We start from the raw sequence: 20,121 nt of genomic DNA, 5'->3' as shown, positions 1-20,121 counted from the left end.
ATCTAATGGCTGGCAAGGAAGGGCCGAGAGGTTTGACCTGAACCAGATACAGGCCGGTCTTCGGCCAACATGCAGGTTCGGTATCGAGGATCACGGCAGGACCCGCGACATCCCCCCGGGAGATCGGGGAAATTCTGCTCAAGAAAATGCATCAACGCGAAGAAGAATAGAGAAACCGCGTTTCAAAGCGGTCACAGGTCCGGGCGGTGGCACTCATGACGATCGACATGCACAACAGACATCTCTCGCTGCTGCAGCCTTCCGGCGAGGAGATTCCGCGCCTGCCGCCAGGCAAGCCCAGAACCGTGCTCGTCTGTGGTGATGACGAGACCATCGACGAGCAACGCGTCTTCGCCATTCTGGACCGCCTGCTGGCGGATGAGGGGGAATTTCGTATCGTTCATGCCGGCAAGCGTGGCGCCGACCTGCTGGCAACCAAGTGGGCCGTCGCCCATCGGGTCAGGTCGATTGTCGAGCGCGCGTCCTGGCTCAGATATGGCACATCCGCGGGACCGCTGCGCAACGAGCACATGCTCAATTTCTACGAGCCCTTCGTGGTGATTGCTTTTCCGGGCGGCAAGGATTGCGCAGATCTGGTGGCGCGTGCCCGACGATCCGGTGTCCGCATCGTCGAAGCAGTTACCTTCTGAAGCCTACAATGCCCCGATCCCGGCGACCGGAACCGAACTCGGTTGCCCCTTCCGATTGGATCAGTGGGCGTCGCCGTCAAAAAGATCGTTGGTCATATAGGCGATTTCCGTGCGATTGCGCGCCCGGATCTTCTGCATGATGTTGCGGATATGCACCTTGACGGTGCATTCCTCCATATTGAGCTTGTAGGCGATGATCTTGTTGGACTCGCCCTGGCGCAATCGCTGGATCACCGCCAGTTGCTTGGGTGTGAAGGCCGCCTGCCGAGACACGCCTTCGTCCTGGCTTTCCTCTCCGCTGAAACCAGCCCGTGACTTCGACGGCAGCAGGCCGCTTGCCGGGACGAAGATGCCACCTGCCGCCACCAGGCGTATAGCCGCCAGGGCAACATCGAGGCTGGAGCTCATGCCGATATAGCCCCGTGCCCCCTTGCCGAGAGCCGCCACGACCAGCCGGGGATCCTCAATGTCGGAAACCACGATCACCCGAACGTCGCCGCAATGTTGGGCCACAAAATCGAGATCGAGCCCCACGACCGCCTCGGTTGCCTTCTGACCCGTGACGCAAAACAGGACAATGCACGGGCCGTAGCCTTCCTCACTCTGGTGCCAATCCGCCAGGCTGGCATATCCCAGGGCAGAAAAGGCAGGGGCAGCAGAGACGAGGCTGTGTATCAGACAGCTGCGGGTGAGTTGCTTGTCATCGATGACGGCAATCGTCCACGGCGCGCCCTGCCGGTCGTGTTCGGGAGCATGGGAAGTGGGGATCGGTTCCACGGGAGGAGTCTTTCAGCAAGAAAATGGACCATGAGAACTTCGGCAGCGAATTGCCGAAGTACATAGTGCGCCCCCTGTCACGCTGGCTACCATTGGGAATGCAGCCCGCTTGGCCCGGATCGGCGATAGATCGACGAGGTGAAAACCTCAACCATCCGATTCTCTTGCGGCAAGCGCCTTAGCCGCAATCGGCCGGCAAGCTCGTCGTGAGACCAATCCCGCCAAGTTGCTCCACTCAACTCCAACCCGTTGGTCAAAGCGACTTTAGAAAACTCTTAGCTCATTTTCCATAGTCTGTCTTGGACTAGTCTGCATGGACTAATGGTCTAAGGTCGGCAACTAGCCTAAAGTAGGGTGTCATGCACGCCCCATCGCCGCTGCACTTACTCCTGATCGACGATCACTCGCTCCTGCGCGCCGGCTTGCGCCTGGTGCTCGAGCAAGGGCTGCCGCACGCCATGATCCGCGAGGCCGCCTCGATCGCCCAGGCCATTGCCGAGGACCAGATACGGCCTCATGCGGTATTGCTCGATATCGAGATGCCCGGCCTGAGCGGCATGGAAGGATTGGCCGTGTTCAGGCGACGCTGGCCAGGCGCACCTGTGATCATCCTCACCTCGCATGACGATGTCGGCACTCGGGCGGAGGCCCTCGCCAAGGGCGCGGCGGCTTTCCTGTCCAAGGCCGAGCCGACCGATCGTATCGTCGCGACCGTCGAAAGTGCCCTGCGAGGAGAGACGGCCCCCAGCGAGATCGCTCATCCGCTCGCCAGAAGCCAGGCCCAGCTCACGCCGCGCCAATACGAGGTTCTCGACCAATTGGGCCGGGGCTATTCCAACAAAGTGATCGGGCGCCACCTCAACCTGTCGGAAAACACGGTACGCGTGCACGTCCAGGCCCTGCTGGCGGCTTTCGACGTGGCGAGCCGGGCGGAGGCGGTGGCCACGGCCCGCGAACGCGGCCTGATACGCTGAATGGCAGCGCTCCTGTTCAAGCCGGTTCCCGCCCGCATCGCTGCGGAGCAGCTTCGCTTCATGCTTGGCACGGCTCCGTTTGCCTTCATCATCGGCGGCATCGGCAATGCGGCGATGGCCGTCATCTTCGCCCTGAATGCCCCCGTGCTTCCCTTGGCGATCTGGGCAGTCTGCGCTTTTCTTCCCGTGCCTTTTCTGCGCCTGCTCGCCAACCGCTTCCGTGACAGTCCGGATCCTGTTGCCGAGGCCGGTCGCTACCAGCGCTATGCCGTCCTGCTTGCCACGGCGATCGGCGTCCTGCGGGGCATATTGCCCTGGATCGCCTTTGATCAGGCTTCCCCCCTCGCCATCGCCCTGCTTCTGTGCTTCATGGCCGGCATCCAGGCTGGCTCCCTCTCCTTCATGGCGCCCGTGCTGCCGGCCTTTGTCGGCTATTCGGTCGTGTTCATCGCCATGCTCTCCCTCAAATTGGTCACGCTCGGCGATCCCATGTATTGGGGCATGGCGATTGGCAGCATATTGTTCTGCATCGCCATCATCGCTTCGGCGCGCAGCGCGTCGCAGACCTTCCAGAAATTGGCGGAGCTGCGGTTCGAGAACAACGAATTGGTAGAGCGCCTGCGCCAGGAGACAGCAATCGCCCAGGCCGCCCGCCTCGAGGCCGAAACCGCAAACCAGGCCAAATCGAAATTCCTGGCTGCCGCCAGCCACGATCTGCGCCAACCCATCCATGCCCAGGGCCTGTTCCTGGAAGTGCTCGCCCGTGGCCAGTTGACGGCGCAGCAACGCGAGATCCTGGACAATGCCCGCGCCGCCTCGAGTGCTTCGGGCGACATGCTCAACACGCTGCTCGATTTCTCGCGGCTCGAAGCCGGCGTGGTCACGGTGAGCAAGCGCTGTTTCGAACTCCAGCCCCTGCTCAACAGGATCGGTACCGAACTTGCCCCGTCGGCGGATGAAAAAGGCATCGTCTACCGTCAGCGCGATACCGATGTCATGGTGGAATCAGACCCCGCACTGGTGGAGCTGATCCTGCGCAACCTGATCTCCAACGCCATTCGCTACACCGAACGCGGCGGTGTGTTGATCGGCTGCCGGCGCCGCTCCGACCAGGTCCATGTCGAGGTCTGGGACAGCGGCATCGGCATCGCGGCCGACAACCAGCAGGAAATTTTTCGAGAATTTCATCAGCTCGGCAATCCCGAGCGCGATCGCCGCAAGGGGCTCGGCCTGGGATTGGCTATCACCGAGCGTCTCGCCCGGGCCGCCAATCATGAATTGCGATTGCGCTCGGTGGTTGGCCGCGGCAGCAAATTCGCTCTTATTCTGCCTCTTGCAGCCGGGCAGTCCGGCATGCAGGCCGATCCCGAGCCGTCCGCGTTCGCGAACGACCACACGACGCTGGGCACACCGTGCCGGATCCTCGTGATCGACGACGACGAAGCCGTTCGTGAGGGCATGTTGCGCCTGCTGAAAACCTGGGGCGCGCGGTGCGAGGCCGTGGAAGGCATCGAGCAGGCGCGGCTTTGCCTCGACCGCATGGCACCGGATCTGGTGATCTGCGATTACCGCCTGCGCGAGCAGCGAACTGGTGCGGAAGCGATTGCCATCCTCCGGGAACGGATCCCCGACCTGCCCGCCATCCTCATCACCGGCGACACCGCGCCCGAGCGGCTGCGCGAAGCGGAAGCCAGCGGTATCCCCCTGCTGCACAAGCCGGTTCTGCCAGCCGCCCTCTTCGCCAAGATCCGCAGTACCTTGCCGCCTCGAGCAAAGCGGGCCCATGGCTGAACGGCGCTGGTGCCGGCCTGCACTCCCTATGTCTTTCAGCCGAACCGGTTCATTGCAAAGGGCGTCGGATCGGCAAAAGTGGGCAATCCCGCCATCATTTCCGACAGCAGTCGCCCCGTGGCGGGACCGAGCGTCAGGCCATGATGGTTGTGGCCAAAGGCGAACCACAGGCCCTTGTGGCGTGGAGCCGGGCCGATCACGGGACGCATGTCCGGCAGGCAGGGGCGCGATCCCATCCAGGGCGCAGCCTCGACACGTTGCGCGAGTGGAAATACCTCGCGGGCATGCGGCTCGGTCCGGTCGAGCTGTACCGGCGTCGGCGCGTGATCGCGTGCGGCGAACTCGATTCCCGTCGTCAGCCGGATGCCCCGGGTCATCGGCGCCAGCAGATAGCCACGCTCGATGTCGACGATCGGCCGATTGAGGACGGCGCCGGGTGCCGGATTGAAATGCACGTGATAGCCGCGCTTGACCGCAAGCGGCACGCGATAGCCGAATTTCGTGTAGAGCCGGTCCGACCATGGCCCAAGGGCAACGACGGCTTCGCGGCCGTGATAGTGGTGCTCCGGCGTCTCCAGACTCCAGCCGCCCTCTTCCTGCCGCAGGGCTGTCGCGTCGGCCTCGACGAAGCTGCCGCCATTGCGGGCGAAAAGTGCAGCATACTCCTTCACCAGCCGGCCAGGATCGGCAATCGTGGCGGGATCGCGCCAATGCACCGCACCCGCGAATACACCCGCCAGGCTCGGTTCCCTCTCTCGCAGTGCGGAAGCGGCAAGGAGGTCGTAGCGCAAGCCGAATTCGTCGAGCTGCCTGGCCGCCGAACAGGCCTTCTCGAAGGCCGCGGTGCTGCGATAGGCCTCCATCCAGCCGGTCGGTCGCAATTGCTCGGAAATACCGGCATCGGCCATCAGCCTGGCGTGCTCCTCCACCGAATGCTCGATCAGGGGCAGCATATCGAGGGCAGCCCGGCGCAGCCGCTTGGGCGAGGACTCCCACCAGAAGCGCGCGAGCCACGGTAGGGCCTTGGGCAGGAAGCGCCAATGGTAGCGCACATCCGCAGATAGATTCAGCCCATAGTGGAGAATCGTCGAGAGCTCACGTGGAAAGCCATAGGGAATGACGCTGGCCCGTTCGATCAGGCCCGCATTGCCGTAGCTGGTTTCCTCGCCTGGAGGACGGCGGTCGACGAGAACGACGGATCGCCCCAGTTTCTGAAGATGCAGAGCAACCGAGACGCCGACGATACCGGCACCGAGCACCAATACGTCGCCCGATTGCCTGATGACCTGAACCATGGACCGCTGCCCCCAAGCAATTTCGCGGCCAAGATCTGATTCGTGGCCAAGACTTGACCGCTGCATCGTGGAGTCCATGACGGCCGGCCGTTTCCCGATTGTCCTTGCGCCAAGCGCTGTCGTGCCCGCAAGCAATTTCGTCGCATGATGCGGCAACCGCGCTGCTTTGACGCTTGGTCTGCGAGAAGGGCAGAGAACCGCACGGATCATTCGCCAGGCCTGCGCGGTTGTCCGGGGGTGTCGATGGACCGTCATCGAGCACAAAGAAGTGCCGAAACAGCGGGTTAGGTGCAGCCCTTCCCGCCTGAATGCACTTTGCTCTAGGCTCGCTCCTTCGAATCAGCACAATCTGATCGGAGTGAGACGAAATGGACCGTTCAGCGGACGAGGCCCATTGGACGCGTATTGCCGAACAGTGGATCGCCTGGGCGCGATCGCCGGGCCATGACGCTTTCTGGGCCTATCGCCAGTCATTGCTTGCCTTCATCGGTGCCGGGCAAGGCAAGGCTCTGGAGATAGGCTGCGGTGAAGGCCGGGTCAGTCGCGAACTGCGCAAGCTGGGCTACCACGTGACGGCAACGGACGCCGTGGCGCCGATGGTCGATGCCGCGCGGCAGGCGGAATCAGCCGACGCCTACGCCGTTGCAGGAGCTGCAAAACTACCGTTTGCCGCGGCCAGCTTCGATCTGGTGATGGCCTATAATGTCTTGATGGATGTCGAGGATGTACCGGCGGCCGTTGCCGAAGCCCGGCGTGTCCTCAAGCCGAGCGGCGAGTTCCTGATATCGCTGGTGCATCCCTTCCGGGACCGTGGCCGCTTCGCAGGCCCTGAGCCGGATGCGCCCTTCATCCTGGAAGGCAGCTATTACGGCCGGGTTCGCTTCGAAGGCGAAGAAGAGCATGACGGACTTCGCATGCACTTTGCCGGCTGGTCGCAACCGCTTGAGAATTATGTCGCTGCCCTCTCGCGGGCGGGCCTGGCGATTACGGCCCTGCGCGAGCCCATTCCCGATATGGAGAATGCAGACCGCCTCGGGCAATGGGCTCGCCTGCCGCTTTTCCTTTGGCTCAAGGCAAAGATCCTGGCTTGAGAAAATCCAACCTAAAATATTATTATATCAATGTAATTGATTGATATAAAACTATAATTATAGATATGATCAGCTCTCGCAGAGGCGGCGCTGGTATCCTCTGCCCGTTCTACACGGCCCATTCGACATCCGTGGTAAAGGCGATGGTCAACCAGCGATCCCGGCTTTCGCCGCCGATCGCTTCGCCGATCTCGTCACGGATGCGGTCCCATTCCTCCAAGCGTGTGGCTGGCCGGCCGGACGGCACGATGAAATAGAGCTCGATCTGCCGACCTCGGCCGACCTTCGCGACATAGGCTTTGTGCGTCAGAAAGCCGTATTTGGTGACGAAGATCTTGGCGACGGCGTCGACATGGTCCTTGAGGGACGTCGGCGTTACCAGGAGGATCTCGGACAGGGCCTGCCTGACGGTCGAAACCGGCAGAGGAATGATGACCAGGCAGAGCAGAAGCAGGACGGCGGGATCGACATAGGGAGTGAGCCAATCGAAACGGGTGCCCTCGATCGCATAGCCGATGCAGAAAGCCAGAAGCAGCGCCCCGGTGATCGAGGCTGACATGATCCAGGCCTTGGCATCGAGCGCCACGAAATCGGAGCGGATGCTCCGGTTCATCCGGGTTTCGACCACCGCCATGGCGATGCAGGCAGCCAAGGCCACGGCGGCATAGAGGATGGCATATCCGAATTGGAGATCCCTGCCGCCGACCATCAGACTACCGATGGCATTGATCATCGCATAAATGGCCGCCCCGATGAGCATGGCGCCGTTGAGGCCGAGAACCATCGGCTCCAGATGCCAGAAGCCCATGGTGAAGCGCTCATGCAGCTTTCCCACGGCTGTGGCCGGGGACGAATTGGTGGCGATCAGGCTCGCCACAATCAGCGCCAGGCCGCTCATGCTGGCGTCGACCAGCATATAGACGCCGTCGAAGACGATGGAGAAGGAACCAGAAAGCAGGCCGAACACCACGCCGAACCCGGCTACGAAAATGGTGACGGCGATCGAGACTTTGAGAATGCCCTGTTCCGTATGCACCATCACCCCCGCGCTGCCGAACGGCCAAGACCTAGCACACCGCCAAGCCATGTCGGCATCGGCACAGGTCGGCGCGACCTGCCAGGCCGATAACTCGTATCAGCCATCCCGGTCAAAAGGCGATGCCCCTCCGGGGCTACGGACGCAGTTGCCCGATACGGCCAGAGCCCAGATTCCGGCGGACATGCCGCAACCGGCAGGTCCAGCGTTCCGCGGGTTTGGCAGCGGAGCGAGCGGCGCGAGCCGACAAAGGCCTGCGCGCACCCGCTTCGGCCGCATTCTCGGAGGAAACCTCGTCCAGCGGTGTTTCCGAGGCGGGAACTTTCTTGCGCGGAGCAGTCTTGACTTCTTCCGGCAGATTGGAAGACGGCGGTTCCTGATCGTTCCCGGGGGCCACATCAGGAGCCAGCTGGGAATGCACCGAGGGATGCTCTTCCTGCGATGCCTTGCTCCTGCGTGCCTTCCTTACCGGAATAACCCTTGCTTCCTCCGGCGGCAGCAGCGGGGCTTTCGCCATTTTGCGACTGCGTTTGACGGTGTTCTTATCGCCCTTCCCGTCGCGCGCCTCGACATGGGCAGTCTCGTCCTTGGGCTCGACCACGGCCTGGGCCGGAATGGGCACAGGCTCAACAGGAGCGAGGGGCTCCTGCTCTGACGGCCCGGGCTCGGCGGCTCGAGGCTGAAAGAACTGCTCGGCATGTTGCCAGGCCTTGGATCGCGCACCGGCAGGCTCGGGCGCGTCCTCCCAAGACGACGTCGGTCGCGCGGGTGGAGAGGCCTGGGCCGGAATCGATCGCGAACGCCTGACCTCGACGAAGAAAGGCTTGGACGGGGGTTTCATTCGGGAATGTATGTTGCTTGCGAGTCGTGGAATGCGGGCAGCATTACACCCTCGATCGTGCTTGGCAAACCGCCAGATCGGTTGAAATGCGAAATATCCCGCCTTCTCCCCGTCGACAGATCGTCATACCGCGTTCCCTGCAGGATCATTGCACCTTCGGCTTTGCCTTCCGGCAACTGAGGACGATCCCGCTCGCCTGCTCCTCCGCCACCAGGAATTCGAGAGCCAGAACAGACAAGGTCGCCACGGAACGACTGAACGAGAACAATATCCAGACTGAAGCGTTTCCCCCAAAAAGTTGATAGACTTCTCCATCAACAAGACACGCCGAAACAGGGAATGTGGAAAAGATCGATTCGGAGAAATCGCAACATGCTCGGGCATGTCGCGATGCGATGAAGATATTTCCCAAGTCGCAAAACCGCGTCAAAGCAACAAGTTAGCGCACAAAAGCGCAGTCTTGCCGAAGGTCGAGCCATTCCAGGGAGGAATTGTCATGGCTGCCAAGGACGTGAAGTTCTCATCCGAAGCGCGCGAGAAGATGTTGAAGGGCCTCGACCTGCTTGCAGATGCGGTCAAGGTGACGCTCGGTCCCAAGGGGCGCAATGTCGTCATCGAAAAGAGCTTCGGTGCCCCCCGCATCACTAAGGACGGCGTCACCGTCGCCAAGGAAATCGAACTCGCCGACAAGTTCGAGAATATGGGCGCGCAACTGGTCCGCGAGGTCGCCGCCAAGACGTCCGATGCGGCCGGTGACGGTACTACCACCGCCACGGTTCTCGCCCAGGCCATCGTCCGCGAAGGCGCCAAGGCGGTGGCGGCCGGCATGAACCCGATGGATCTCAAGCGAGGCATCGACATGGCGGTGGACGCGGTGGTCGCCGATCTCAAAACGCATGCCCGCAAGGTCACCAAGAACGACGAGATCGCCCAGGTCGGCACGATTTCGGCCAACGGGGACGCGGAGATCGGCGAATTCCTCGCCAAGGCGATGAAGAAGGTCGGCAATGAGGGCGTGATCACCGTCGAGGAAGCAACCGCGCTGGCTACCGAACTCGAGGTGGTGGAGGGCATGCAATTCGATCGGGGCTACATCTCGCCCTATTTCGTCACCAATGCCGAGAAGATGCGAGCCGACCTCGAAGACCCCTATATCCTGATCCATGAAAAGAAGCTCTCCAGTCTTCAAGCATTGCTCCCCTTGCTCGAAGCCGTCGTGCAAAGCGGCCGCCCCTTGCTGATCATCGCCGAGGATGTGGAAGGCGAGGCCCTCGCCACCCTGGTGGTCAACAAGCTGCGCGGCGGGCTGAAGATCGCCGCCGTCAAGGCGCCCGGCTTCGGCGACCGCCGCAAGGCCATGCTCGAGGACATTGCCATTCTCACCGGCGGGGAGGTCGTCAGCGAGGATCTCGGCATCAAGCTGGAGAATGTCGGGCTGCCAATGCTTGGGCAGGCCAAGAAGGTGGTGATCGAGAAGGAAAGTACCACCATCGTCGACGGCGCCGGCAAGAAAGCGGAGATCCAGGCCCGCCTCGGCCAGATCCGCGCCCAGATCGAGGAGACCAGCTCCGACTACGACCGGGAGAAGCTGCAGGAGCGCCTGGCCAAGTTGGCGGGCGGCGTGGCGGTGATCCGGGTGGGGGGCGCCACCGAAGTCGAGGTCAAGGAGCGCAAGGACCGGGTCGACGATGCGCTTCACGCAACCCGCGCGGCCGTGGAGGAAGGCATCCTGCCCGGCGGTGGCGTGGCCCTGCTGCGCTCGCTCGGCGCCCTGGGCAGCTTGAAACCGGGCAATAGCGACCAAAAAACCGGTGTCGACATCGTCAGACGTGCAATCGAAGTGCCGGCTCGGCAAATCGCGGCGAATGCCGGTGCCGACGCCAGCATCATCATCGGCAAGCTTCTGGAAAAGGACAGCTATAATTGGGGCTACAATGCCTATACGGGCGAATATCAGGATCTCGTCCGGGCCGGGGTGATCGATCCAGCCAAAGTGGTGCGGACGGCCCTGCAGGGTGCAGCGTCGATCGCTGCCTTGCTGATCACCACCGAGGCGCTTGTGGCTGAACTGCCCGGCAAGGAGGCGCCACCGGCCATGCCGGGCGGCGGTGGCATGGGCTTTTAAGGGCCGTGATATCGCAGCCAGGATAGGCTACCAGGGGAACTCGCGCCTTTGCTGGCCCTGAGGCAGTGCCGTCCAAAACGTCGCCCGCAGACTGGTCCCGGCTGCTTTTCCAGCCATTGTGATCGGGAGATGATCGCAATGTGCGAAATCGCACTGACGAGCCCTGTCGCGTTCTGCCTTGTCGTTACGTCATGTCGACAGTTCGAGGGCGAGATCTTGGTGCGGAAAGAAACGTTGCTGGACCTTATCGAGGGACAATCCCAGGCCGGGAAGGCTGGCCGGAGGATTGCCCGTCGCCAGTACTGTTTCGCCGCCTGCATCGTCGCGACACTCGCGGTGGCCATGGTGACGACGGCCATTGCCGGCGTCTCGGCCTATCAGGGCCAGACGACCTATTGGAACCATCCGGCGCACAAGCGCGCCTCGCTGGCCCGGCCTTAGAGCAAAGCGCGATCAAGTGTGAACGCCTATTTGCTCTAACTCCTTGTTCCCAAGGCCAATCCAAAGGATTGGCTAAGGCGTCTTTGCGATTCTTGGTGATTCCGCCAAATCGCAAAACGCTTTAGAAACAGGATCTTCGGTGCCATGGGTTCGGGCACGAACGCAGTGCTGCTGATGCGTCAGGCTTTGTCGGCGAGCCAAGCCGCCGCAGACGATCCCAGCTTCGATGCGGGTAAGTCCCAAGCCATGGGATTATCCGCGATCACGACCGGCGGGCGGATGCGCCGGGCCGGCCCCCAGCCTGTCTGCTCGACAATTTCGGACCAGTCGGAGGGTTGCTCGGATGCCGGCGCTTCCATAGCGACTGACTGGTTTCCATTTGAAACCACGAGGCGTGCGGTCCGAGCCAGCGATCCCCGCACCTCGCATCCCTGCCCCGTCTGCAGTTGCTCCACTAGGCCGCGGATGGCCGCTGCCGCCAGGATATAGCCCGTGGCATGGTCGAGCGCCTGTCCCGGCAGTGGTGTCGGACGATCGCGCCCTGCCGCCCGCCTGCCTGCGTCGGCAATCCCCGTGCTCATCTGGATCAGGCTGTCATAGCCCCGGCGGCCCTGCCACGGCCCGCTCCAGCCATAGGCGTCCAGGCAGACGTCGATCAGCCCGGGATTGAGCTGGCGCCGGCGCGCGGAACCAAGCCCGAGGCGGGCAAGGGCATCGGGCCGATAGCCGTGAACGAGTATGTCCGCTCGTGTGAGCAACCGTTCCAGCGCATGCAGATCATCCGGGTTTTTCAGGTCGAGCCGGGCACAGCGTTTGCCGAGCACCACCTCCGGTACGGTGACCGGCTCTTCCCACCCAGGAGGATCGATGCGCAGGACCTCGGCCCCAAAGCCCGCGAGGAAGCGTGTCGCGACGGGCCCGGCAAGAATGCGCGTCAAGTCCAGCACGCGGATGCCCTGCAAGGGCCGGCCAGCCGACAATGTCGCACGCAGTCGGTTGCCGCCGATGCTGCTGCTGCGATGCAGCAGCGGCTCCGCATTGACGGCCCTTCCCTGCGGGTGATCGACCCATTGTTCGAGCGTGTACATGGCGGCGGCACAGCCATTACCGGCGACGATGGCTGTCTCCAGGGCCACGGCCGGCCATTGCTTCACCACGGCAGCCACCGCCTCGCGATCCGCTGGCGTCTTCAGGACGGCGAGGGCCGCATCGCGGTGATGCGGGGCGTTCGTATGCAGCCGGATCCAGCCATCCGCCGCCTGATAATCGCCGGCTAAGGCATCCCATTGCGGCGGCATCGACCAGCCCTGAGGCCGGAGCGAGGTAAGGAACCAGAATGAGGCCAGCCGTCGATCGACCTGCACGGCAGGGAACCTGCCCAGTTGCAGCGATACCAACTCGGCGACGGCGAGGCCAGCGGCCGCCACGGCAGCGCTGGCGAGATCGGTGACGTGGAATATCGAGGGCAGAGCGCCGGTACCGTTTATCGCCAGATGGCGGAGATGTGCCGGATCCCCGCCGACCGCGCGCCAGATTTCGCTGAGGAAACATGCCGCAGGAGCGGAAACCGTCGAGGAAAGCGATGTCGCGGCGATGTCGTCGTGCATGGAGGCCTCAATATGATCTTGTTCGATGAACAACTCAGCAGACGTCAGGGCTCAGGCGTCGCCCGGTGCTGAAACCTGAAAGCCGAACTGGTAGCGCACAAAGCTTGAATGAATGACATGGCGTGCTAGGTACGCTTGCCCTGCCTCCTCTCCCTCGACCGTGTCCGCGCCGCCTCCAGAGGGTGAAATTGCTATGATTTCAATGTTCTTTCTGGAATTTCTCTTCAAATCACTCAATTCGAATTGCCTGGAATCGACAGTATGAACTCGTTTGCCCGCCCCTTGGCCTTTCTGGGGATTCTGCTCTGCCTTGCCCTTTCGGCCTGCGGTGACCAGGAACCCAGCCAGCGCAAGGAATTCATCGAATTCCTGCAGACCCGCATCCTCGACAAGCCGGGCGCTCATGTGCCGCAATTGAGCGGCAATCAGAAGGACGCCTTCGGCCCCTACGTCAAGGACTATGCCATCATCACCGACTTTGCGGCAGGCCCGACCGGTGAGCCAGGCAATCTGCAGCAGCGCTTCAGCGCCATCATGGCGAAGGGCTCCATCCGTTCGATGAGCGATCTGGCGTCGCGACGCGAGGATCTGGTCGCCGTACAAAATCTCATCGGCGAGCTTGGTGGTGCCATCGACCAGGCCCTTGCCAAGGCCAATGACGCCAAGGCGCAGCTCAAGCAGCCCGAAGATCTCAAGGCCGTTTTCGACAAGGCTTATGAGCGGGACGTGACGAACGTGGCCAGCAGCGTCAAGCAGATGCTGCCGCCGGTCCAGGACATGATTGCCGCCGCGTTGCAGCTCTCCGATTTCATCGCAAGCCACAAGGACAAGCTCGAAGTCACCGGCATGATGATCACTGCCAAGGATCAGAAGACCCTGGCGTCCCTGCAGCCTCTGCTCAACGATTTCAACGCCAAGGGGCAGGCCGTGATGGCCCTCCAACAGAAATTCCGTTCTTCCATGCTCGGCACGGGAAACTGAGCCAGCCCTCCTTCGATTTCATCAGGCCATAGGTATTCAATATGCTGATCTTGCGAAAACTCATCATGATCGTGGTGGTGGCCGTCATCGCCATCGTCGGCACGGCCGGCTATCGCTGGTACGACTATGTGACGGCCGCCAAGGACCCGCTCGACGAAGTCGGCATCGAGCTCAACAGCCGCATGCCGATGGCCCTGCGCAAATGGGGGTGCTATCAGCTGCAAAAGCGTTTCGGCGACCGCTTGCCGCCTTATGGCTGCTCCAGCGGCGACGGCCGGAGCTGGATGTAACCGGCCATCGCCTCGGTGCCCTTCCGAAAGGATGGAAGGGCGATCTTCAATCAACCGCAACCGGCGCTGACCACCCGCCCGGTCGCCGGGTTGGTGGTGATGGTGACCCGGTCCGGACGAAAATCGAAGGTGACGGCCTGGCCTGGCTTGATCTGGCGTACGATCTGGGCGCCGGTCAGTTTCCTGGCCACATCATCGGTTGGCTTGGGCCGACCCACCAGGTGTTGCGCCGCCTCCGCCACACAGGCTGGAGGCTGTCCCGGCCGTGCGGCATTGGAGGCGCAAGCCGCCAGAGCAAGCATGGCAAAGGGTAGGAATGGCAGGAGGAGTTTATACTGGCCGACAGGCATGACGAATTCCTCATGGCGGGTATCGGATCGTTGAAAAAACGATCGGATGCTGTCTTGCCGGATTGAGGGTCGGCCGTCTCACCACCGACGCGATCCAGCAGAAATCATATATTAATTCATATATCTCAATACATTACATGGATTTTTTATTCTAAGAATCAAGGAACTATCCTGACGTTCTAGCCTGGAGGCATGGCCTCGATATGGCAAGCCGATCATCCCGCATGCGTGGACACTCACCCGCGCGGCGGAGACCCTACGCACTCGGCTAAGCCATAGGACTGCAGGGTGGTCACCGCGCGACTGCTGCGCGATCTCACGACCGGCAAATGAAATTGCCGATCAGATCGGCAAGGGTGTCCGGCGCATCTTCGAAGCAATAGTGTCCCACTCCCTTCAGCCGCTCGATGGGCGCCCGAGGGAAAAGCTCGGAGAACAAGGGCAGGAAATGCCCGGCCTGGAGCGTGCGGTCCGCCTCCCCCCAGATCGCCAAAGCAGGCTTGTCGCGAATGATCTCGATGGCAGCCGGGCTGGGCTGCTCGAAGCGGTGGATACCCAGGGCGAAGCCCTCAGCCCAGCCGATTGCACCCAGGCATTCGGCCGGCTCCGAAAAAGGAGCACCATAGGCTGAGAGCCAAGCGTCGGTGACAATGGTATTGTTCTCGAAGCCGTTCAGCTTCAACGTGCTCAAAATGTTGAAGCCGAGCTGGCCAAGCATCCCTGTCAGCACACCCCCGGCATGGGCTCTCGCAATCCACTGGAACCAGGGCAACACCTGCGCATTGGCCGTGAGGCGTTCGACCAGATCGGCCTGCCCGAAGGGTGTCGGCCCATTGGCCGAGATGATCCGCCGGATCCGTTGCGGTTGCCTCGCAGCAAGTCCCATGCCGACGGGGCCGCCGAAATCATGCATGACGAGAGTGATGTTGCCGAGATCGAGGGCAAGAACGAAGCGCTCGAGATTGTCGATGTGATCCTGCAGCCAATAGCTGCGCCCTTGCGGCGTCTCGCTCTTGCCGAAACCCATGTGATCGGGAACGACCACGCGATGCGTCCGGCTCAGCACAGGAATCAGATTGCGGAAAAGATAGCCCCAGGTCGGCTCGCCATGCAGGCACAAGATGGGCTCGCCATCGCCGGGTCCTTCATCGACATAATGCATTCGAAAGCCGGCCACGTCAGTGAAGTGCGGGGCGAACGGAAAGGTCCTATCGAAGGTGGCCTCTGCCTCGATCATGAGAATGTCGAATCCATGGTTTTAGATTGAAACCATGGATTCGATAAACCTTGTGGTTTTAATTTGCAACCGCTATATTCCGAAACGAGAGCGCGGACGAGAATGGTGGACGAATGTCATGGCCAAGAGAATAAGCCACCAGGAATCCCTGTGCGGCGTCGCCCGGCCGCTGGATGCGATCGGCGATTGGTGGTCGCTGCTGATCGTGCGTGACGCCTTTGACGGCCTGCGCCGGTTCGGCGAGTTTCAGAAGAATCTAGGCTTGGCCAAGAACATTCTGTCGGTGCGGCTGCGCAATCTGGTGAGCCATGGCATCATGGATCTGGTGCCTGCCAGCGATGGCGGCCCCCATCACGAATATGTTCTGACCGAGAAGGGCCGCGGCCTGTTCCTGGTTCTGGTCGCCCTGCGGCAATGGGGGGAGGATTTCTTCTTCGAGCCTGACGAAGCGCATGTACTGCTGGTGGACAAGAAGACCGCCCTCCCCGTGCGCAGGCTCGAACTTCGCGCCCAGGACGGACGCGTGCTGGGCGCACAGGACACATTCGTCCGAAGCCCACCGGGACGGATGGATGCAGAGAAGGCGGGCTGACCCCTCCTCCCGCGCAATAGACCTTTCTAGCGCTCCTGCCGATGCGCATCGCACCGGCGTTCGCCATGAGCGGCCAGGCGTACCTGGAAATCGGCGGAGAGATCCGCCAGCGTTACCTTGGCAAACTGATCGAGCAACAACTGGCGCGCCTTGCCGAGCGCATCGTCGAGGCGGGCATTGACCGCCTGCTCGACCAGGCATTGTGCATGGTCCTCGGCGAGGCCGAAGGCGAAGATGGGCGGTTCGCCGATGGCGGCATAGACATCGCGCAAGGTGAACTGATCCAGAGGTCGGGCCAGTTTCCAGCCCCCGCCATGGCCCTTCTCCGAGGTCACATAGCCCTGCTCCCGCAGGCCCGCCATGGTGCGGCGGATCACGACAGGATTGGTGTCGAGCATCCGGCCGATCTCGTCCGAGGTCAACCCGCGTTCGGCCTGATCGATATGAAGCAGCACATGGAGCATGCGTGACAGCCGACTGTCGCGAGCCATTCGGTCCCCTTTCCTTTCAGCATCTCCGACCGGCCGCTGCACCGTGGCGATGATGGGTTACCGCTATCCGTGATAACCGGAATTGAATCTCGTAACAATAAAAGTTGCGTTCTTCGCCGGCCGAACTATCATGTAACTTTCAATGATACGTATCTGGCAGGCGTGCCAGCAAAGGTTTCTCAACACCGGACTCAAGGTACTTCAATGACTGTGTCGCCTCTCGACCGTGCCAACCATTCCCCTCACGACGTCATCATTATCGGCGGCAGTTTTGCCGGCGTTTCCGCGGCGATGCAGCTCGCCCGCGCTCGACGCCGGGTGCTGCTCATCGATGCCGGCCTGCCGCGAAACCGCTTCGTGGAGAGCGCCCATGGCTTTCTCGGCCAGGATGGACGCCCGCCGCGCGAGATCATCGGCACCGCCCTCTCCCAGCTCTCCGCCTATCCGACTTTCGGCTTCCTCGCCGGCCAGGCCGAGCAGGCACGCCGGAGCGGGGCGTTCTTCGAAATCGAACTTGGAGGAAAAGGCATCATACGTGGCCGACGGCTGATCCTGGCGACCGGCGTCGGGGACGAACTGCCGGAGATCGCAGGCATGCGCGAGCGCTGGGGCCTGTCTATCTTCAGCTGTCCCTATTGCCACGGCTTTGAAGTTGCGGAGCGCCGCCTCGGTGTCATCGCCAACCATCCGATGTCGGCGCACCAGGCCGTGCTGGTGTCGGATTGGGGGCCGACGGCCTATTTCACCCAGGGCCGATTCGAGCCCGACGAGGACCTTCTGCCCCTGTTCCACGCCCGCAACATCGCGGTCGAGCGCAACCCGATCGTCGAGATCCTCGGCCGGGGCACGGCGATCGAGGCGGTCCGCTCCGCCGATGGCCTGACAATGCCGGTCGAGGCCATCTTCACCGCGCCGCGAACCTGTCTGACCTCGCCGCTGGCGGAGCAACTGGGCTGCCGTATCGAAGACGGTCCTCTCGGTCCCCTCATCAGCGTCGACGACCAGAAGCGTACCAGCATCGAAGGCGTCTTTGCCGCCGGCGACGTCACCAGCATGATGGCGAATGCCACGATGGCTTCGGCTGCCGGCGTGATGGCGGGCGTGTCGGCGCACCGCTCCCTTGTCTTCGAGAGCACGACGCAAGGCTGATCCGACGCGTCGGGCAGAATGCAAGCGACCGTCCACCGGATGCAAGCCACCGTGCGACCGGAATGATCACATCGTCCGCGCGAGGCTGTCGGCGACATCCCTGGCGGCCGCCAGTGTCACGGCGATGTCCTCGCGGCTATGAGCCGTGGACACGAACAGATTCTCATAAGCGCCGGGATGGAAGAGCACGCCGCGCTCCAGCATGCCCTCGAACCAGCGCCGGAACAGGTCCTGGTCGGCATGGCGCTCGGCGTCGCGATAATTGTGGATCGGCTTGTCGGCGAACCACACTTGCATCAGGGGGCCGAGACCGACCGTATAGGCAGGCAGCCCGGCCTGCTTCAGGACGAGGTCGAGGCCGGTTCTCAATTCGTCCGAGATGGCGTCCAGTTGTTCATAGGTCCCGTCCCGACCGAGTTCGTCCAGCGCCGCATTGGCGGCGGCGACCGCAATGCCGTTGGCCGTATAGGTGCCCGCCATCGACACGGTACCGTCGGCGACCAGGCTCATGATCTCCTTGCGGCCGCCGAGCGCCGCTACCGGGAAGCCACCGCCGAGCCCCTTGGCGAACACCGACAGGTCAGGCCGGATGCCGAACCGCGCCTGGGCGCCGCCGAGGCCGAGCCGGAAACCGGTGATGACCTCGTCGAAGATCAGCACGACGTCATGCCGGGTGGCGAGATCGCGCATCGCCTCCAGATAGCCGGGCTTGGGCAGGATGCAGCCGGTGTTGCACATCACCGGCTCGGTGATGATGCCGGCGATCTCCTCGCCATGCCTGACCAGAACGTCGGCCAGCACCTGTGCATCGTTCCAGGGCAGGATGATCAGGTTCTCTTCCACCCCGCGCGGCATGCCGGGACCCTGCGCCACCGCCTTGGGGCTGTGATCGGGTCCAGCCTTGTCGATCGGCGGATGCTTGCTCCAATACACTCCATCCGAAAAGCCATGATACATGCCCTCGAAGCGAATGATCTTGCGCTTCCTGGTGAAGGCCCGCGCCAGTCGGGTGGCATAGAGCACCGCCTCGGTGCCGGTATTGCACAGGCGCACCTGCTCGACACCGGGGACCGCGGCCACGATCTTCTCGGCCAGGACCGCCTCGTCGGCCGTCGGCAAAGCGAAGACGGTGCCGCGCTGCTCGATGAACTCCACGACGGCACGGGTTACCTTGGGCGGGCGATGTCCCAGGATCATCGGGCCAAGCCCGAGGAGATAGTCGATGTAGTGATTGCCGTCGACATCGGCGAGCCGCGATCCTTCGCCCTTTTCGACGAACAGGGGATAAGGCAGCCAGCCTGACCATTGGGCCCGGGCGGTCGAGTTCACGCCACCAGGAATGACATGGCGCGCCGTTTCGAACAGGGAGGCGCTGGTGGTGGTACGCGTGAGGGAAGGGCTGATGTAATTCACGGGATTGTCTCGCTTGAGGAGGGTTTTGGCGGGCGCGTCACGTGGGAGCCGACGGGCGTGCGTCAGTGCTGGGCCAGATCGGCGTCGAGGAAGCCAAGGGGATGCGGCGGGCGGATCACCCGCGTGCCGGCTTGCTCCTGCTCCGAGGCAATGGTGCGGTGGAGCTCGGGCATCTTGGTCCAATGGACCTTGGGCCGGTAATGATGCTCGGCGTGATAGCCATTGTTCATCCAGGTCCAGTTGTAGACCTTTTCATAGGTGCTCACGCCCCAGGCCAGCGGCTTTTCCGGGTCGCCGCCGAAATGCTCGTAATAGCCGTTGAGGGATGACAGGCACTGGCCCAGATAGTTGAACGGCAGCATGCAGACGATGAAGCGCCAGTCGAGCAGCGCCAGCACCACATAAAAGCCGATCATCACAACAAGTTCCAACTTGGCCTGCCGGGCCTCCCCCGGGCGCCTGAGCGCCATGGCCCGGAGGATCTCGGCCGGGTCATCGCGAAAATAGCTGAGGAAGGTATAGGCCCAGACATTTTCGGGCTTGCCGTCATGGCCATGCTTGTAGATCGACAGGTAATCGATGGTTTTTCCGGCTTCATCGGGCCTGTCCATATTGCCGCTGTGATGGCGCATATGGACGAAGTTATACATGGCCTGCGAAAAGCCGAGCGTGATCGACAGCATGAAGCTGAAGACGACGTTCAGGGTCTGACTGGCGAAGAACGGATTATGAATGAAGTTGTGGGATATACTATTGATATTCCAGGATATCGATAGCGAATAGACCAGCGCCAGGCAGATGAAGCTCCACCAGGACAAATGCGGGAAGGCGACGAACAACCCGATCACGGCGAGGAAATGAGCGGTCCCGAGTACGACGGGTACCCAGTCCCATTTTGAATAGTGCAGAATGCGCATCTTGAACGTTCCTGGTTCGGTCGCCTGGTTGCGGCGACCCACAGAGCGGCTGCCACACCAACCGCAAGGAACG

Annotated in this window: 20 protein-coding genes; 10 read left to right on the top strand and 10 right to left on the bottom strand. The window is 62.2% G+C overall.

Annotated elements, in window-relative coordinates; all coding sequences use genetic code 11:
* The first annotated feature begins 215 nt into the window (after positions 1-215).
* Positions 216-650, top strand: coding sequence for an SLOG family protein (locus ACTJKX_RS29375; RefSeq protein ID WP_440727414.1), 435 nt, complete (start codon positions 216-218; stop codon positions 648-650).
* 60 nt (positions 651-710) lie between these two features.
* Here ACTJKX_RS29375 and ACTJKX_RS29370 read toward each other — a convergent pair whose 3' ends face one another.
* A complete protein-coding gene (locus ACTJKX_RS29370; protein WP_311945096.1) occupies positions 711-1,427 on the bottom strand; it encodes a response regulator transcription factor in 717 nt (238 codons plus the stop codon).
* A gap of 359 nt (positions 1,428-1,786) precedes the next feature.
* Here ACTJKX_RS29370 and ACTJKX_RS29365 point away from each other — a divergent pair, with 359 nt between their 5' ends.
* Positions 1,787-2,401 carry a response regulator transcription factor gene (locus tag ACTJKX_RS29365; RefSeq protein ID WP_311945098.1) on the top strand — a complete coding sequence of 205 codons (615 nt, stop codon included), beginning with the start codon at positions 1,787-1,789 and terminating at the stop codon, positions 2,399-2,401.
* On the top strand, positions 2,402-4,192 hold the full coding sequence (locus tag ACTJKX_RS29360) for an ATP-binding response regulator (RefSeq protein WP_440727413.1): 1,791 nt from the start codon (positions 2,402-2,404) through the stop codon (positions 4,190-4,192).
* A gap of 35 nt (positions 4,193-4,227) precedes the next feature.
* Here the strand turns inward: ACTJKX_RS29360 and ACTJKX_RS29355 are convergent, their stop codons facing one another.
* Positions 4,228-5,487: an NAD(P)/FAD-dependent oxidoreductase gene (locus ACTJKX_RS29355; RefSeq protein ID WP_440727412.1), complete on the bottom strand. Its 1,260-nt coding sequence runs from the start codon at positions 5,485-5,487 to the stop codon at positions 4,228-4,230.
* A 368-nt stretch (positions 5,488-5,855) separates the two neighbouring features.
* Between ACTJKX_RS29355 and ACTJKX_RS29350 the strand changes: the two genes are divergently transcribed.
* Positions 5,856-6,578, top strand: a complete 723-nt coding sequence (locus ACTJKX_RS29350) for a class I SAM-dependent methyltransferase (protein WP_440727411.1) — start codon at positions 5,856-5,858, stop codon at positions 6,576-6,578.
* A gap of 109 nt (positions 6,579-6,687) precedes the next feature.
* On the opposite strand, the gene ACTJKX_RS29345 is transcribed toward ACTJKX_RS29350, so the two are convergent.
* Positions 6,688-7,617, bottom strand: coding sequence for a cation diffusion facilitator family transporter (locus ACTJKX_RS29345; protein ID WP_440727410.1), 930 nt, complete (start codon positions 7,615-7,617; stop codon positions 6,688-6,690).
* Between the two features lie 133 nt (positions 7,618-7,750).
* Positions 7,751-8,215, bottom strand: a complete 465-nt coding sequence (locus tag ACTJKX_RS29340; RefSeq protein WP_440727409.1) for a hypothetical protein — start codon at positions 8,213-8,215, stop codon at positions 7,751-7,753.
* A 736-nt stretch (positions 8,216-8,951) separates the two neighbouring features.
* On the opposite strand from ACTJKX_RS29340, the gene groL reads away from it, so the two are divergent.
* Both groL and ACTJKX_RS29330 read left to right on the top strand, forming a co-directional pair.
* Entirely contained in the window at positions 8,952-10,580 is a 1,629-nt protein-coding gene (groL, locus tag ACTJKX_RS29335) for a chaperonin GroEL (protein WP_440727408.1), read from the top strand.
* A 234-nt stretch (positions 10,581-10,814) separates the two neighbouring features.
* Positions 10,815-11,021 carry a hypothetical protein gene (locus ACTJKX_RS29330; RefSeq protein ID WP_367624347.1) on the top strand — a complete coding sequence of 69 codons (207 nt, stop codon included), beginning with the start codon at positions 10,815-10,817 and terminating at the stop codon, positions 11,019-11,021.
* Positions 11,022-11,200: 179 nt separating this feature from the next.
* On the opposite strand, the gene ACTJKX_RS29325 is transcribed toward ACTJKX_RS29330, so the two are convergent.
* Positions 11,201-12,628, bottom strand: a complete 1,428-nt coding sequence (locus tag ACTJKX_RS29325; RefSeq protein WP_440727407.1) for a CoA transferase — start codon at positions 12,626-12,628, stop codon at positions 11,201-11,203.
* Between the two features lie 261 nt (positions 12,629-12,889).
* On the opposite strand from ACTJKX_RS29325, the gene ACTJKX_RS29320 reads away from it, so the two are divergent.
* A complete protein-coding gene (locus ACTJKX_RS29320; RefSeq protein ID WP_311945111.1) occupies positions 12,890-13,609 on the top strand; it encodes a DUF3053 family protein in 720 nt (239 codons plus the stop codon).
* A gap of 41 nt (positions 13,610-13,650) precedes the next feature.
* Positions 13,651-13,899: a hypothetical protein gene (locus ACTJKX_RS29315; RefSeq protein ID WP_245196957.1), complete on the top strand. Its 249-nt coding sequence runs from the start codon at positions 13,651-13,653 to the stop codon at positions 13,897-13,899.
* Positions 13,900-13,949: 50 nt separating this feature from the next.
* Here ACTJKX_RS29315 and ACTJKX_RS29310 read toward each other — a convergent pair whose 3' ends face one another.
* Positions 13,950-14,249, bottom strand: coding sequence for an I78 family peptidase inhibitor (locus ACTJKX_RS29310; RefSeq protein ID WP_440727406.1), 300 nt, complete (start codon positions 14,247-14,249; stop codon positions 13,950-13,952).
* 316 nt (positions 14,250-14,565) lie between these two features.
* Entirely contained in the window at positions 14,566-15,486 is a 921-nt protein-coding gene (locus ACTJKX_RS29305; RefSeq protein WP_440727405.1) for an alpha/beta fold hydrolase, read from the bottom strand.
* 118 nt (positions 15,487-15,604) lie between these two features.
* Here ACTJKX_RS29305 and ACTJKX_RS29300 point away from each other — a divergent pair, with 118 nt between their 5' ends.
* Complete coding sequence (locus ACTJKX_RS29300) at positions 15,605-16,078, top strand: winged helix-turn-helix transcriptional regulator (protein ID WP_440727439.1); 474 nt, start codon at positions 15,605-15,607, stop codon at positions 16,076-16,078.
* Positions 16,079-16,104: 26 nt separating this feature from the next.
* On the opposite strand, the gene ACTJKX_RS29295 is transcribed toward ACTJKX_RS29300, so the two are convergent.
* Complete coding sequence (locus tag ACTJKX_RS29295; protein ID WP_440727404.1) at positions 16,105-16,569, bottom strand: RrF2 family transcriptional regulator; 465 nt, start codon at positions 16,567-16,569, stop codon at positions 16,105-16,107.
* Positions 16,570-16,773: 204 nt separating this feature from the next.
* On the opposite strand from ACTJKX_RS29295, the gene ACTJKX_RS29290 reads away from it, so the two are divergent.
* Complete coding sequence (locus ACTJKX_RS29290) at positions 16,774-17,718, top strand: NAD(P)/FAD-dependent oxidoreductase (protein WP_440727403.1); 945 nt, start codon at positions 16,774-16,776, stop codon at positions 17,716-17,718.
* Between the two features lie 66 nt (positions 17,719-17,784).
* Here the strand turns inward: ACTJKX_RS29290 and ACTJKX_RS29285 are convergent, their stop codons facing one another.
* Entirely contained in the window at positions 17,785-19,131 is a 1,347-nt protein-coding gene (locus tag ACTJKX_RS29285; protein ID WP_311945123.1) for an aspartate aminotransferase family protein, read from the bottom strand.
* Positions 19,132-19,193: 62 nt separating this feature from the next.
* Positions 19,194-20,048, bottom strand: coding sequence for a fatty acid desaturase family protein (locus ACTJKX_RS29280; protein ID WP_440727402.1), 855 nt, complete (start codon positions 20,046-20,048; stop codon positions 19,194-19,196).
* Positions 20,049-20,121 lie beyond the last annotated feature (73 nt).

It is taken from the genome of Labrys sp. 22185 (assembly GCF_052045555.1).
GTDB lineage: Bacteria > Pseudomonadota > Alphaproteobacteria > Rhizobiales > Labraceae > Labrys > Labrys neptuniae.
The sequence above is the reverse complement of the archived record's forward strand: the minus strand, read 5'-3'. Positions and strand labels throughout refer to the sequence as shown.